The following is a 14,185-nucleotide window of genomic DNA, read 5'->3' as shown; positions in this document are numbered from 1 at the left end:
CCCTGATCACATGACGATTGCTGTTGACTTTGATGGTACTATCGTAGAACACCGTTATCCGAAAATCGGTGAAGAGATTCCATTCGCCACAGAAACCCTGAAGATATTGGCCAAAGAGCGTCACCGACTGATTTTATGGACTGTACGCGAAGGTGATTTACTTGAAGAAGCCATTGAATGGTGCCGGCAGCGGGGGGTCTCCTTCTATGCCGTCAATAAAGACTATCCGGAGGAAGAAAAAAATCATCACGGATTCTCCCGCAAACTGAAAGCAGACCTTTTCATTGATGACCGGAACCTGGGAGGTTTACCCGACTGGGGAACCATCTACCAGATGATCCATGAACAAAAACCATACGAACCCGTTCTATCTGACAGACAGAAATCGGCCGGTGATTCAAACTGGATAGGGAAACTGTTCGGCAAACGTAACAAATAAAAGGAAAGGACCAACGATGAATAATCATGTAGTAATTATGGCCGGTGGCATAGGAAGTCGCTTCTGGCCGATGAGTACACCGGAATGTCCCAAACAATTCATAGATATATTGGGATGTGGGAAAACACTGCTCCAATTGACAGCCGAAAGATTCGGCAACCTTTGCCCGCAAGAAAACATGTGGGTAGTCACATCTGAAAGGTATAAAGACATTGTTCAGGAACAATTGCCGGGTATACCGGAAAACAACATACTGGCAGAGCCCTGTCCCAGAAATACGGCTCCTTGCATAGCGTATGCCTGCTGGAAAATAAAAAAGAAATATCCGGATGCCAACATTGTGGTCACTCCTTCTGACCAAGTGGTGATTGATACCACCGAATTTCGCAGAATAATAGACAAGGCACTCTCGTTTACGGATAAAAGCAGTGCCATCATTACACTCGGAATAAAACCCGGACGTCCGGAAACCGGTTATGGGTATATTGCCGCAGGCGAACCCATAGCAAGGGATAAAGAAATATTCCATGTAGAGTCTTTCAGGGAGAAACCCAATAGGGAGACAGCCGAAAAATATCTGGCGGCAGGTAATTATTTCTGGAATGCAGGGATTTTCGTATGGAATGTGAGAACAATCACAGCAGTCATGCGGGTTTATGCACCGGGTATAGCACAGATCTTCGACCGGATTTATCCCGACTTCTATACAGAACGTGAGGAAGAGACTGTAAAAAGACTATTTCCCACAGCCGAAAGCATTTCAATAGATTATGCAGTGATGGAAAAAGCAGAAGAGATTTATGTACTGCCCGCAAAGTTCGGATGGTCCGATTTGGGAACCTGGGGAGCACTGCAGAGTCTGTTGCCCAAAGACAAAGAAGGCAATGCCACAGTAGGAACAGATGTCCGGATGTACGAAAGCCGGAACTGCATGGTACATACTTCACAAGAGAAACGGGTAGTCATACAAGGTCTGAATGACTATATCGTGGCTGAAAAAGACAATATACTGCTTATATGCCAATTATCGGAAGAGCAACGAATCAAAGACTTTTCAAAAGAATAAATGTTGATCCCTTTCAATATTTATAAATCCCGGTTTAATGCCGGGCGTAGGGGCGTCCCGATGTGAATCGTGGCAGCTTTTATTTGTTTTGTTTGTGTGTGTTCCTCCGGCCAGGCGTGGTCGGAGGAACATTTTTTATCACCTATGATGAACCGGATATCTTTCCGGCTCTATTAAGACAGAAAAGAAATCAGCACCCCTGCCGCTACAGCAGACCCGATCACTCCCGAGATATTGCTGGCCATGCAATATTGCAATACATGATTTTTAGGATCATATTTCAAGGCAATGTCATTGGCTACACGGCTGGCCATAGGAACGGCACTAAGTCCCGTAGCACCAATCAGCGGATTAATCTTTTTCTTCGTAAACAGATTCACCAGTTTCACAAAGAAGATACCTCCTGCTATAGACAAGGCAAAAGCCAGGAATCCTCCTACCACAATGCCGATAGTCGTCCAGTTCAGGAAGGCTTCACTCGTCATAGTGGCTCCTACCGACAAACCCAGAAAAATGGTTGCCGCATTCATTATACTATTTGAAGCCGCATCAAACAGACGGAAAGTATTGGCACCGATCTCTTTCACCAGGTTACCGAACATCAGCATACCGATCAAAGGCACTGCACTCGGTACAAAAAGAGCTACAACCGTAGTCACCACAATCGGGAAAACAATCTTCAGTACGCGGAGATTTTTGATTTCCGTTTTCGAAGGGTATTTCTTTTCCTGCTCTTTCATATTAATGCTCAGTTCCTTCTTGGTACACAAAAGCCGAACGACCAATGGTATGATAACCGGAACCAGTGCCATATAAGAATAGGCGGCAATGGCAATCGGTCCCAACAGATGAGGAGCCAACTTGATGGTGGTAAAGATAGCCGTAGGCCCGTCCGCACCACCGATAATTCCCAAAGAAGCCGCTTCACTGGGTGTAAATCCCATCAGGATAGCTACCAACAATACGGTGAAGATACCCAATTGGGCTGCAGCCCCGAAGATCGACAGACGCAGATTGCGAAGCATCGGCCCGAAGTCCGTCAATGCTCCCACTCCCATAAAAATGATCGGGGGAAGGAACCCTGTCTTTATAAGCATATAATATACAAAGTTCATCAATCCCAATTCATGAGCAATATCATGGAGAGGCATCTCCCAGATATTCTTCATTACTCCGTTCACCAGGATCATGCCATTCTCATCAGCCTGTATCACTCCCATCCCTCCACCGGGGAAGTTAGCCAGCAATACTCCAAAGGCAATCGGCACCAATAAGAGGGGTTCGTATTGTTTCTTTATACCCAGATACAAGAGAACGAAGGCGATGACATACATCACCAGAAACTGCGGTTCGGCAACAATATTGCTGAAAGCAGTCATATCATATAATTTTTCAAATATTCCGTTCATCATCCTATCTTCATTAATACGTCATCTTCAGAAACCGTATCGCCGGGATTTGCAGAAATAGCTGTTACCGTTCCACCAAATTCGGCACGGATGGCATTATAGGTTTTCATTGCTTCCACGTAGCAAAGCACATCACCTTCTTTTACCGCATCGCCTACTTTGAGTGGAGTCTCCTGCGCATTCTTCACCAGGAAGAATTTTCCTTCAAGCGGAGAAAGCACCTCTTTTCCCTCACCTGCAGCAGCAGACGGCTGTGAAGCCGGTGCAACAGGCAGTTCCGTATCTCCGTAAGCAACTGTCACCCGGTAAGCTTGCCCGTCTACCTGTACTGTAAGTGTTTTGGGTTTTGCCTCTTCAGCAGGCGCCTGTTCTTTCTCCGCCCTGCGTTTTGCCACATCGGCCAAGAAATCTTCTTTCGCTTTCCCGCTCTTATAAGCTTCATATTGAGCCGGATGCATCGCATATTCAAAGAGTTCTTCATCGTCCTCGCCTGTCTCCCACTTCTTTTCTTTCATCAGTTTGCGATATTTGTCAAGATCGTCCGGATAGTTATCCTGCGGATTTCCCTCAAAGAATTTCCTTCCTTCTCTCTCGGCTTTCTCTATTATCTCAGGAGCGAGCTTGCCCGGCAGGCGTCCGGCTTTACCCAGAATCATATCCCAAATATCATCAGCGATCATTCCCCAACGCTCTTTTCCTTTCTCCATCGCGATAACATTCATCATCGAGAGATTTTTCACATACTGGCTAAAGGGAGTTACCAAAGGAGGATATCCGACGCGGGGCCATACATAAGCCACTTCATTGAACAACTTGATCAGAAGCTGATCTTGTGTCATGAAAGGAAGATTGTGTTTTGCCTTATACTTATTAATGGATTCCAGATTCGTTTCCAAATCCGCCATCAGACTTCCCATCATTCCGCCCGGAAGTCCCGGAGCTATCAATAATGAATTCATCAGCCGGTTTTTCGGACTGATATACAGCCCCAGAAAGTCGTCCATGAATTCCTGAATCAGGGCCCGCACCTTCATATAAGCCTCCATATTAATCTCAGGCACCCGGAATCCCGCATCCTTCAACATGGCCTGCACACTCAACAAATCGGCATGTCCCATTCCCCATGACAACGGTTCCATTCCGACATCCACATAATCACACCCGGCCTCACATACTTCCAAAATGCTGGCCATGTTAAAGCCCGGTCCCGCGTGACTGTGATATTGAATAGGAATATCGGGATGTGCTGCTTTGATATTTGCCACAATCTTGCCCAAAGAAACGGGACGTCCGATACCTGCCATGTCTTTAATGCAAATCTCGTCCGCCCCCAATTTAATTAATTCTAATGCCATGTCGGTGTAGTACTCCACCGTGTGAATCGGCGAATGGGTGATGCAGAGTGAACACTGCGAAATCATTCCCGCTTCTTTGGCATAAGTGATGGAAGGTGCAATGTTACGTACATCATTCAGCCCACAGAATGTACGGGTGATATCCGTCCCCTGTGCTTTCTTTACTTTATAAAACAACTTACGCACATCGGCCGGAACAGGGCTCATACGAAGCCCGTTAAGGGCACGATCCAACATATGGGTTTGTATTCCGGCTTCATGGAAGGGCTTCGTCCATGCACGCACAGATTTATTGGGGTTCTCACCAAACAATAGATTTACTTGTTCAAAACCACCGCCGTTTGTTTCTACCCGGGCAAAACATCCCATTTCAACAATAGCAGGTGCTACCTTCACTAACTGGTCTACCCGAGGCACATATTTACCGGCAGACTGCCACATGTCTCTAAAAACCAGACTAAATTTTACTTCTCTTTTCATTTCCGTTTTCGGTATTATTCTATAAGATTAATTTTCAGATTTTCTCGATTTTAGTCACTTTCCCTTTTCCTTGTGTCACTACATTGACAGCCGCTGTAATGGCTGCAACAATATTACCGGGAATAGGAGCTGATACTTTAGCTCCCTGTTTCACAAGAGGTTGTTCCTCAGGGGCATATTTATTAACTAAAGAGATGAGTAATTTTCCTAAATAGATCACAAGAAGGAGAATAGCAAAGACAGTTGCCATTCCGACTACCATCAGCAGAAGCGCTGTTTCCAGATTTTCCATATAAATTAAATTATTAGTAAACAATGTCGATTTGCAAAAAATCGTTCGAATTTAGCAATAATTTATTAATAAGTGAAAGACAAAAAACTTAAAAAACACAAAAGCGACCAGATGGCTCAAAATGTGTAATTACATTTTAAACCGCCTGATCGCTTTTATCTTAGCTCTATTTTTTTACTTTTGCACTATGGGTATCGGTGCAGCCGCAGACGAAATAAACCCTTTCAAACTCTTCAAATAATCGATAAAAGCCGTGGTTGTTTCAAGTTTCTGATTATTAAAATCTCCTATTTCATAACCTGAAAATAATTTGCTGTCATAACCGTCACCACCGGAAGTAATGAAAGCATCCAACACAACAATACATTTATCGTCATCACGGATTATCTTATTGGTACGGCAGTCGGTTATCGTTTCAATATTTCCTTTCGAATTCAAATGTAATTTTAAGTAAGAAGTTTGCAGAAAACCATTTTTATTTCTGCGTCCATCGTCCAATAATTGCTTCAATCGTTCACCCGTAAACCGATAAGCCACCACATTGCCACCGAATGGAAGCACATTACCGGCACGCAGCCTTGTGACCTTTCCGGCCGGAATACTGGCACGTAAGCCCCCGTAATGATTCACTCCAATCACAGGTAATTTTTTCAATTCATCCGCCACACATTCACTTTGCAAGAAACTCTGCACGTAGGCAGCAGTCACATAAGCTCCCACAGATGTATAGTCCCACTTATTGACGGTACGGTCATGGATCAAAGCATCCTCAGCATTAGTCAAACTATCCGACAATCCATATTCTTCCAGTACATTATTGACCAATGAATCAATATATGGATTCGAAACCTCACCGGTACGAATAGTATCGCCACCGATATAAGAAACCTTACAACTCCCTCCTTCTCTGACAACCTTGAAATCCAGTTTACCGACGTGTGTACCGTTGACTCCTGCCTGAATGATGGGAACATCGTTCACCTTACTAAGCACCACTTCATGGGAATGACCGGAAATGATAGCGTCCACTCCATTAAGATAAGGAAGTGACTTGGCATTCTCTTCTTCAATAATATCTTTATTTTTCATATTGGTACCAATGTGCATCAGAAGCACCACCAGATCCACCTTCCCCTCTTTCTTCAACCGGCAAGCCGTCTCGACACGGGCAACATATGTGGGATGTACAAAAGCCAATCCTTTGATATTTTCCGGACTCGTCTTATGGGCAGTTTCCGTTGTTGTCAATCCAACAAAAGCAACACGCACCATTCCTCCGTTTTTCATCTCCAGATTCACAATCCGGTAAGGTTTTGCCCACTCCAACGAATCCCCCCGTTCTGAAATGATATTGGCAGCTACAAAGTTCATATATACTTTGGCTGTATCCGTCAGATAAGGTAATCCCCAGTCAAATTCATGGTTACCTACCGCTGACATCTTGACATCCATCTCCCGAAACATTTCAGGCAACGGATTACCTCTTGTTATTCTTGAGAAATAACTCCCGCTGAAATTATCGCCGACCGAAAGCACTATTGTATTTTTATTTTGTTCTTTTTGAGTCAAGATAGTTTGTACTAATTTCCCTGCCCCGGGCACTCCCTTATCGCTGGCAAAGGCTCCATGGAAATCGTTAAACGATACCAAAGACAACGTATCCACCGATACGCATTCGTTTACCGATACTTCTGTTTGCGACTTATGTTCTTTTTTCTTCTTTGTTTTCAGAGGTGTCTGAGCCCATGTTCCTGCAAGAAGACAGAAAAGCAACCCTAATGAAGCAGCTCTTTGAAAGTATAATTTTTCCATAGCAATTTATTTTAAGTATTTTCTCACAAAGGTAAAAGAAATATATTCAAAAGCAATTCGTTTCCCGGAAAAGTAAAATTTAGTTTTCTTGTATTCCCATATATATATATATATATAAAGGAAAGCAGGCCGGAATTTTTCAAATATTCCAGCCGGCTTTCCTTTATAATACTGATACAATGAATCATTATATCTTCTTAATCGTATCTACCACCCTCCTGATATCTTCATCTGTCAATGTAGGACCCGAAGGCAGGCAAAGACCGATATCGAACAACCTCTCACTCGTACCGTTCCCATAGAACGGAGCATCCGTGAACACAGGCTGAAGATGCATCGGCTTCCACAAAGGACGAGTCTCTATGTTTTCGACATCCAGCTTCAAACGGATATCTTCACGACTCTTGCCCGCAAGATTCGGATCAACCAGGATACAAGTCAGCCAAAAGTTGGAAGCAAACCGTGAATCAGGGTCCTCCATGACCGTAATACCCGCCACATCTTTCAGCAAATCAACATACAAAGAGTGGATAGCACGACGACGGGCAATATGATCTTCCAGAACGTACATCTGCCCACGGCCGATACCCGCACAGATGTTGCTCATGCGGTAGTTGTAACCGATATGGGTATGCTGGTAATGCGGAGCGGCATCACGAGCCTGCGTAGCGTAGAACTTTGTCTGTCGGGCCTCCTCTTCCGTACGACAGATCAGAGCACCTCCCCCGGAAGTCGTGATCATCTTGTTGCCATTGAAAGAGAGAGCGGCCAACTCACCGAATGTGCCACACTTCCGTCCGTTCAACTCCGAACCCAAAGCCTCCGCGGCATCCTCCAATACGGGGATACCATAACGCCCCGCAATATCCATGATCTCGTCCATCTTGGCAGGCATACCGTAAAGGTGAACGGGAATGATCGCTTTCGGCAACCTGCCCGTCTTGCGCAAACGGTCCTTTATAGCCTCTTCGAGCAATACCGGATCCATATTCCAGGTATCCTTCTCACTGTCCACAAAAACAGGTTTGGCCTCCAGATAAGAAATCGGATTGGCAGAAGCGGCAAAAGTAAAGCTTTGGCAAATCACTTCATCACCGGGCTTCACATCCAGAAGAATCAAGCCCAAGTGAAGTGCAGCCGTTCCCGCACTCAAAGCCACCACATGGCGGTCTTCATGCAAATATTCGGCCAAAGATTGCTCAAAGGCATCCACGTTAGGTCCCAAAGGAACTACCCAGTTCGTATCAAAGGCCTCTTTTATAAAGTCTTGCTCACGGCCACCCATGTGAGCAAGCGAAAGCCAGATTCGTTTGTTCATAACGAAATTATCTATGTTTATTTGATTTTCTTACGTAGTAAGGAATAAAAAGAAAAGAAAAAACACTTAACAGCAGCAGCCCATATTTACGCATATATGATTTCTCCATGTCCCGGATAGAGGTTGCATCCTACAGCAATTTTTTTAATGCGCTCTAAAGACTTTTCTGCCTCCCTCTTGTTACTTTTGGGGAAAGTCGTTACCACTTTGTGTTGAGGCAAATAGGAATCTCCGGTAAACAAACAATTATTTATCTGAAAACAACAGGCGCTCCAATCATGTCCGGGAGTTTCGTAAGTTTTCATCTGCATCTCGTCTCTACCAAATAAAGATATGATACAATTGTTTTCTACTACTTCAATATTATCATCATATTCATATATAAAAGAAGTAGAATGGTATCTGGACATATTCAATCGGTCGGAAAACAGTCCTTCTTTTCCATGTAATGAAAGATACACTTTAACGAAGGGAATATTAGATACCACTTCATTCAATCCATAAATATGGTCAAAATGTGAATGAGTGATAAAAATAGCCGCAAGTTCTAAATCAAAGCGCTGCAACTCTTCTAATATAGGTTCCGGATCACCACAATCAACTAAATAGCATTGACTCTGGCAATCATCTTTAATAAGGTAAGTGTTAGATTCAAAAACTGAATTTACAAAACGAACAACCTCCATCTATTTCCCCTGAAGTATCCTTTTAATGTCCTTAAAACTTTTCATTTCGGCAATCTCTTCAGGTTCCAGCTCTACATTAAATGCCGATTCAATCTCAACCACTAATTCCAAATGCTTCAAAGAGTCCCATTTTTCACAATTCACCTGGGCGCAACTTTCATCCACATTCTCCAGTTCAAATACCAGTTTCAGTATCTCCAATATTTTCTCTTCCATATCAGTTCATATTTATTTTATAATAAGATTCTATTTGATAATTACCCGACAAACATTGTACATATGCTTTTGTCCCATCCTCTTTCTGATCTGACAAATCAAACCCTACCCTATCGTAAAAGTCAGCTACTTGGGCATTTTTTAATGTCGGATAATAGTCAGCATATATCTTGCCAACTCCATAGCTGTGCAAGCGATTTAAAACAAAACGTACAAAAGCTAACTCAATTCCTTTACCTAAGATTCTGCAGCTTAACAGCAATGAATCAATTCTCATTCCATCAGCAAGAGGTTCTAAAATTATAGCTCCGGTGATACCATTATCTCCGAATTTATCTTTTACACTAATACAAAAGACAGACCATCCTTTTTCTATAAGACTACGAATTTCCACATCAGTATAACGTTTAGTTGTCAGATTAAACTGATTTGTTTTCTGAGTCATCTGTGCAATACGAGGAATATTAAATTCGTTTGCTCCCGTTACCGTAACCTCAATTTCAAGGCTTGCCAGGTAAGCACCAAGATCTGTAAATTTCTTTTTTTCCTGTGTCCTGCTAACGTTCGCTTTATATTGTTCCGTCTTTTTCTTATCCTCTTCCGTAATGGCATAGACTCGGAAATAACGTTCAACCAAGTTGAAAAAGAATACCGGCAACAGATAAGGATACTTCGGAAAATCAGGAACTTCCACCATCGGCAAAAGTTGCTTCACCAATTCTCGTTCTGTGGGATTATCATCAACAAAAACAAAACTATCCAGACCGATATTCAATTCCTGAGCCAATTCTTTTATATTATCAGCTTTGTTCTGCCAATTGATTCGATAAGCAGAGAGATATTTCTGATTAAGTTCTATAAACGGATTCTTTTTCCATGCTTCCAGCACATCTGCTTCATTATTTTTGCTGCAAACCGTCAAGATAACCCCTTGTTTGCTTAATTCAATCAAAGCTTCCTGAAAATAAAGAAAAGCCTTTCCGGGGTAATCTCCTCCGATACCAATACCTCCAATACCGTCCTCACCCAGTACACCACTCCAAAGTGTATTATCCAAATCGAGAACCAAACATTTTTTCCTGCTTAAAGCAAGCTCTCTTGTTTTACAAGTGAACCATTTGCGAAAAGCTCCTGCCAACTTAGGATTAATCACCATCTGGGAAAAAAAATAATATTTCCAATCGATCCATTGGTCTTTGGGGTAATCCGATAAGAATTCAGAAAAATCAATGAATTTTACATTTGCATATGTATTGCAAAAATCACGAATATCCATATTAAATCTTATAATCGAATTTTTGAGCTCATAATTTGTACTACAAAAATTCAAATTATAAAGATTCTCCAAAGAAAAAACGATCAGCAGACTGTGAGCAGGAAGTTGTTTATAAACAATCTGCAACTTATCAAAGTATCCATTTACTTCTTCTGTCAAAGAATCAATGTCAAATTTTATAGGAACCTGATAAAACCACACATAAGAATCTACTTCCAAAGGGACATATGAAATGTCATCATAACCGGAATATCCTACATCTGTCGTGCCAAACAGATTCTCTAAAGTGTTATTACGAAAAATAAAATACTTCATAACAGCAGTATTAAGACTCTACTAACTCTATTAAACCAACTTTCTTATTAAATAAGAAACAAACACGCCTTCCACCAATAGCACATGCTTCCACGGCCTTGATAAGTGGCACAAACTTTATTTTCTTTAAACGAGCAATAGCCCCTTCCATGTCATCTACCGAATAGCAACAATGATAAGGAGTTACTCCCATTTTATCCAACGTTCGGTTTACCGGAGAATTTTCATCTACAGGTGCCAACAGTTCTAACATCGGCATACCTTCTTTCGTCAGAAAACAGATTTTCACATTCTGTATTACATCAATTACAGTTTCTGTTTTCTGATACCCTGCATCTATATAATACTGTGCAGTATCATCTATATCAAAGACAGCTATTCCAATATGATGAAATTTAAAATCAGGAAGCATAACTCAATATTCTATTATAGGTGATATATGACATTCGTTATAAACAATGCGTGCAGTTGCCCACGACAATCCGGCACCAAAACCACACATCACTACTACTTTTTCTTCATTCAGCTTCTCCCAGAGTTCAGAAACGATAGTTAAAGGTACAGAGGCTGAACTTGTATTTCCATACTTAGCAATACAATAGGGCACTTTAGTTTCATCAAACTTCAATCTTTTTACAAAGAAATCAGTCATAAATTTATTAGATTGATGAAAAACCAGATAATCAATATCCTCTAATGAGGAATCAGTTATTTTCACGACCTCTTTTACTCCTTTGGGTACTACACTTATAGCAAAATTGAATACATCCATCCCATCCATAAAGATTTCCATATCCGTACGATAGTTACCATCTTCACGTTCTTTTTCCAAACAGGAATCAGACGTAAGAGGATGACGCATTCCACCATGTATTTTCACAGCATCTGCCCCAGTTCCATCTGTATTTAAGATAAATACAGAATCCTTATAAGCTCCTTTCTCTACCAAGGTGGCTGTTCCCGCATCACCATATAAAGGTACATTGACTTTATCTCGAGGATTCACTATTTTAGAAAAAGTTTCGCCGTCAAGTAGCAATACTCTGTTTACACCTTCCATCGAAGCATAAGCATATGCTGCAGACAACGCATAAACATAGCCTGAACATCCCAAAGTCAAATCCAAACACGCACATGCCTTAGACAAACCTAAACGATGTTGAAGAACACAAGAAGTGGCAGGAATACGGTAATCGGATGTTTGACTCACAAACAAAAGTACATCGATTGATTCCGGATCAATCTGATTATCCTCCATCAATTTTAATGCTGCCTTATAGCATAAATCAGATGCACATACATCCAGCGGACTAATCCTGCGTTCATGAATACCAACGGAATTAATCATTTTATCAACTTCCTCCTGACTCATTAGATAAGCCAAATCTTTATTGTAGGCAACCGCTGAAGGAACACAAGCTGCCATTGCTTTCACACCTACGTTATGATATGTTATTGTAGCCATTTATTATAATAAAGTAAATCCTCCATCTATTATCAAGTTTGCCCCTGTAGTAAAGGTACTTGCATCAGACAGTAAATATATTGCAGCATATGCTATCTCTTCTGGTTTCCCATAACGTTTTAAGGGATACAACTTTTTATCTTCTTGCAATTGTTCTTCTGTTATATCGCCGCAATGAATCAAGGGTGTTTCAATCATTCCTGGCAAAAGAGCATTTACACGAATTTCTTTGGAAGCCAAATCAACAGCCATGCCCCTAACCATTGCAGACACAGCCCCTTTAGAAGCAGCATACATTGAGTTTCCTATATGTGCCGCAACCGGACCATCAATAGAGGATAAAAAAACAATAGATGAATTCTTCCGTACTTTTTTTCCCTTCAGTAATTTCTGAATTAAAATAACGGGGGCAAAGAAATTAGTCTCAAATATGTGTTGTAACCTTTCTTTTTTGATAAATTGAAAAGGAAGACAATCTCCAATACCCGACGCAAGAACAACCCCATTTATGATAGATAAAGAATCAACCAGATTATCTACAGCTTCCAATTCATTTAAATCAGCAATAAACTGTAAGTGATTATCCCCCATTAAGGAGGTATAAGTTTCATTCAAACGCTCTTTATCACGTCCTGTAATTATTAACGTAGCCCCCATCTTGGATGCTTCGATAGCGATTGAACGTCCAATACCGGAAGAAGCCCCTGTTACTAAGATAGTTTTCCCTAATAAAGAAAAAGGATTATATATTTCCATAAAAGATTAATATTCTATTAAATCTAAACAAACTATATTCTCTGTGGAAAAGTATACACTTCCCCACGAAAGTCCTACTCCAAAAGCGCATCCTACGATATTCATTCGAGAATTTCGTAACTGTTTCTGCCTTTCAGTAACCAGAGTCAATGGAATGGCAGCGCAGCTTGTATTTCCATAATTCAGCAAAGAGTAAGGTACTTTAGACGCATCTATCTTTAACTTTTTCCTGATCTTCTCATTTAAAAATCTATTTGCCTGATGAAATACAAAACAATCAATATCCTCTTGGGGTATTTGCAATTTTTCTAACAAGGCGACAACACTTTTTGGAGCTTTCGAAACTGCAAAAGCAAAAACATCCATGCCATCCATTTTAGTGTTCAGTTTAGATCGCTTCAAACCATCAGTATCGACTTCTATTTTAAGACTTTCTTTCGAAATTCCATTTCGATATGCTCCGTCTGGGATAATTATAGCTTCTGCTCCACTGCCATCCGTAGCTGTGTGGAAATACATACCGGAAGTACCTTCTACATGTTCTACAGCAGTAGCAGTCCCTGCATCCCCGAACAATGGCCAATAACTCGTATCTTCACGGCATCCCAATCGGGTAGTTATATCCCCCACTAATAATAGTCCCTTTTTTATACTTCCATGAGAAAGCAATGAAGAAAGTACACTCAAACCATATACCCATCCAGAGCATCCTAGTGATATATCTAGGGTATAACACTCCGAGTTAAGGCCTAACCGGTGCTGAAGGAGGCAAGATGTAGCCGGTAAAATATAGTCAGGGGTTTGGGATACAAATATCAGACATCCAATATCATTTTTATCCCAATGTAGTTCTTCGATTAACTTTTCTGCCGCTTTATAACATAAATCAGAAGCAGAAACATTATCTTTAGCTACTCTTTTCCGTTCAACTCCAATCGAAGATATTACCTTCGCCCTTTCTTCTTCTGTTAATAAGGAGTAATTTATGTTTTCATCGATATCCGGAGGTACACATGCAGAAAAACCTTTAACTGCAACATTAGGTATATCTATAAAAGCCATTATTCCTTTGTTCTTACAATATTATACAATTCCTGAATTGTTTGGGCACTACGTATATCTTCTCCTTTAATACGTACATCATATTCCTCATCTATCATCGCAATAACAGATAATGCGATCAATGAACTCCATTCTTCTAATCCTTTAAAAATGGTTTCCGCACCAAATACGGATTCATCTGTTTCATCAAACTGAGCTGCAAAATTTTCAATAAATGTTTTAAGTTCCATTTTATTAT

General features: G+C 41.2%; 15 protein-coding genes. 2 read left to right on the top strand and 13 right to left on the bottom strand.

Going from position 1 to position 14,185, the window contains the following annotated elements; translation table 11 throughout:
• Window positions 1–10: 10 nt before the first annotated feature.
• Together ISX59_RS19345 and ISX59_RS19340 are read left to right on the top strand one after the other, a co-directional pair.
• Window positions 11–439: a BT0820 family HAD-type phosphatase gene (locus ISX59_RS19345; protein ID WP_022012593.1), complete on the top strand. Its 429-nt coding sequence runs from the start codon at window positions 11–13 to the stop codon at window positions 437–439.
• A gap of 16 nt (window positions 440–455) precedes the next feature.
• A complete protein-coding gene (locus tag ISX59_RS19340) occupies window positions 456–1,505 on the top strand; it encodes a mannose-1-phosphate guanylyltransferase (protein ID WP_220576183.1) in 1,050 nt (349 codons plus the stop codon).
• Window positions 1,506–1,678: 173 nt separating this feature from the next.
• Here ISX59_RS19340 and ISX59_RS19335 read toward each other — a convergent pair whose 3' ends face one another.
• The 13 genes from ISX59_RS19335 to ISX59_RS19275 all read right to left on the bottom strand — a co-directional run bounded on the left by ISX59_RS19335 (window position 1,679) and on the right by ISX59_RS19275 (window position 14,177).
• A complete protein-coding gene (locus ISX59_RS19335; RefSeq protein ID WP_005779936.1) occupies window positions 1,679–2,914 on the bottom strand; it encodes a sodium ion-translocating decarboxylase subunit beta in 1,236 nt (411 codons plus the stop codon).
• Window positions 2,914–4,749, bottom strand: coding sequence for a biotin/lipoyl-containing protein (locus ISX59_RS19330; protein WP_220576182.1), 1,836 nt, complete (start codon window positions 4,747–4,749; stop codon window positions 2,914–2,916). The genes ISX59_RS19335 and ISX59_RS19330 overlap by 1 nt, the downstream gene beginning before the upstream one ends.
• Before the next feature lie 34 nt (window positions 4,750–4,783).
• Complete coding sequence (locus ISX59_RS19325) at window positions 4,784–5,041, bottom strand: OadG family protein (protein WP_005820754.1); 258 nt, start codon at window positions 5,039–5,041, stop codon at window positions 4,784–4,786.
• A 174-nt stretch (window positions 5,042–5,215) separates the two neighbouring features.
• Window positions 5,216–6,853 (bottom strand): bifunctional UDP-sugar hydrolase/5'-nucleotidase, encoded by a 1,638-nt coding sequence (locus ISX59_RS19320; protein ID WP_220576181.1) that lies wholly within the window; start codon window positions 6,851–6,853, stop codon window positions 5,216–5,218.
• Window positions 6,854–7,040: 187 nt separating this feature from the next.
• A complete protein-coding gene (locus ISX59_RS19315; RefSeq protein WP_220576180.1) occupies window positions 7,041–8,171 on the bottom strand; it encodes a DegT/DnrJ/EryC1/StrS aminotransferase family protein in 1,131 nt (376 codons plus the stop codon).
• Window positions 8,172–8,257: 86 nt separating this feature from the next.
• Window positions 8,258–8,857 (bottom strand): MBL fold metallo-hydrolase, encoded by a 600-nt coding sequence (locus tag ISX59_RS19310; RefSeq protein ID WP_186993096.1) that lies wholly within the window; start codon window positions 8,855–8,857, stop codon window positions 8,258–8,260.
• Window positions 8,858–9,073 carry an acyl carrier protein gene (locus ISX59_RS19305; protein WP_005775535.1) on the bottom strand — a complete coding sequence of 72 codons (216 nt, stop codon included), beginning with the start codon at window positions 9,071–9,073 and terminating at the stop codon, window positions 8,858–8,860.
• Window position 9,074: 1 nt separating this feature from the next.
• Window positions 9,075–10,664, bottom strand: a complete 1,590-nt coding sequence (locus tag ISX59_RS19300; RefSeq protein ID WP_220576179.1) for an HAD family hydrolase — start codon at window positions 10,662–10,664, stop codon at window positions 9,075–9,077.
• Between the two features lie 10 nt (window positions 10,665–10,674).
• Window positions 10,675–11,076, bottom strand: coding sequence for a VOC family protein (locus tag ISX59_RS19295; RefSeq protein ID WP_186993094.1), 402 nt, complete (start codon window positions 11,074–11,076; stop codon window positions 10,675–10,677).
• Between the two features lie 3 nt (window positions 11,077–11,079).
• Window positions 11,080–12,129, bottom strand: a complete 1,050-nt coding sequence (locus tag ISX59_RS19290; RefSeq protein WP_188521339.1) for a 3-oxoacyl-ACP synthase III family protein — start codon at window positions 12,127–12,129, stop codon at window positions 11,080–11,082.
• Window positions 12,130–12,132: 3 nt separating this feature from the next.
• A complete protein-coding gene (locus ISX59_RS19285) occupies window positions 12,133–12,885 on the bottom strand; it encodes an SDR family NAD(P)-dependent oxidoreductase (protein ID WP_188521340.1) in 753 nt (250 codons plus the stop codon).
• Window positions 12,886–12,891: 6 nt separating this feature from the next.
• A complete protein-coding gene (locus ISX59_RS19280) occupies window positions 12,892–13,947 on the bottom strand; it encodes a 3-oxoacyl-ACP synthase III family protein (RefSeq protein WP_188521341.1) in 1,056 nt (351 codons plus the stop codon).
• Window positions 13,947–14,177, bottom strand: a complete 231-nt coding sequence (locus ISX59_RS19275) for an acyl carrier protein (protein WP_188521342.1) — start codon at window positions 14,175–14,177, stop codon at window positions 13,947–13,949. The genes ISX59_RS19280 and ISX59_RS19275 overlap by 1 nt, the downstream gene beginning before the upstream one ends.
• Between the last annotated feature and the right edge of the window lie 8 nt (window positions 14,178–14,185).

Origin of the sequence: Bacteroides sp. FSHCM14E1 (assembly GCF_019633785.1) — a bacterium.
Lineage (GTDB): Bacteria > Bacteroidota > Bacteroidia > Bacteroidales > Bacteroidaceae > Bacteroides > Bacteroides hominis.
This window is presented reverse-complemented; position numbering and strand designations above follow the sequence as displayed.

Bases quoted from the DNA above. Each gene is read 5' to 3' on its own strand.
- ISX59_RS19325 (WP_005820754.1), bottom strand. From the start codon at position 5,041: ATGGAAAATCTGGAAACAGCGCTTCTGCTGATGGTAGTCGGAATGGCA.
- ISX59_RS19280 (WP_188521341.1), bottom strand. From the start codon at position 13,947: ATGGCTTTTATAGATATACCTAATGTTGCAGTTAAAGGTTTTTCTGCA.
- ISX59_RS19295 (WP_186993094.1), bottom strand. From the start codon at position 11,076: ATGCTTCCTGATTTTAAATTTCATCATATTGGAATAGCTGTCTTTGAT.
- ISX59_RS19300 (WP_220576179.1), bottom strand. From the start codon at position 10,664: ATGAAGTATTTTATTTTTCGTAATAACACTTTAGAGAATCTGTTTGGC.
- ISX59_RS19335 (WP_005779936.1), bottom strand. From the start codon at position 2,914: ATGAACGGAATATTTGAAAAATTATATGATATGACTGCTTTCAGCAAT.
- ISX59_RS19275 (WP_188521342.1), bottom strand. From the start codon at position 14,177: ATGGAACTTAAAACATTTATTGAAAATTTTGCAGCTCAGTTTGATGAA.
- ISX59_RS19320 (WP_220576181.1), bottom strand. From the start codon at position 6,853: ATGGAAAAATTATACTTTCAAAGAGCTGCTTCATTAGGGTTGCTTTTC.
- ISX59_RS19315 (WP_220576180.1), bottom strand. From the start codon at position 8,171: ATGAACAAACGAATCTGGCTTTCGCTTGCTCACATGGGTGGCCGTGAG.
- ISX59_RS19290 (WP_188521339.1), bottom strand. From the start codon at position 12,129: ATGGCTACAATAACATATCATAACGTAGGTGTGAAAGCAATGGCAGCT.
- ISX59_RS19330 (WP_220576182.1), bottom strand. From the start codon at position 4,749: ATGAAAAGAGAAGTAAAATTTAGTCTGGTTTTTAGAGACATGTGGCAG.
- ISX59_RS19340 (WP_220576183.1), top strand. From the start codon at position 456: ATGAATAATCATGTAGTAATTATGGCCGGTGGCATAGGAAGTCGCTTC.
- ISX59_RS19285 (WP_188521340.1), bottom strand. From the start codon at position 12,885: ATGGAAATATATAATCCTTTTTCTTTATTAGGGAAAACTATCTTAGTA.
- ISX59_RS19305 (WP_005775535.1), bottom strand. From the start codon at position 9,073: ATGGAAGAGAAAATATTGGAGATACTGAAACTGGTATTTGAACTGGAG.
- ISX59_RS19345 (WP_022012593.1), top strand. From the start codon at position 11: ATGACGATTGCTGTTGACTTTGATGGTACTATCGTAGAACACCGTTAT.
- ISX59_RS19310 (WP_186993096.1), bottom strand. From the start codon at position 8,857: ATGGAGGTTGTTCGTTTTGTAAATTCAGTTTTTGAATCTAACACTTAC.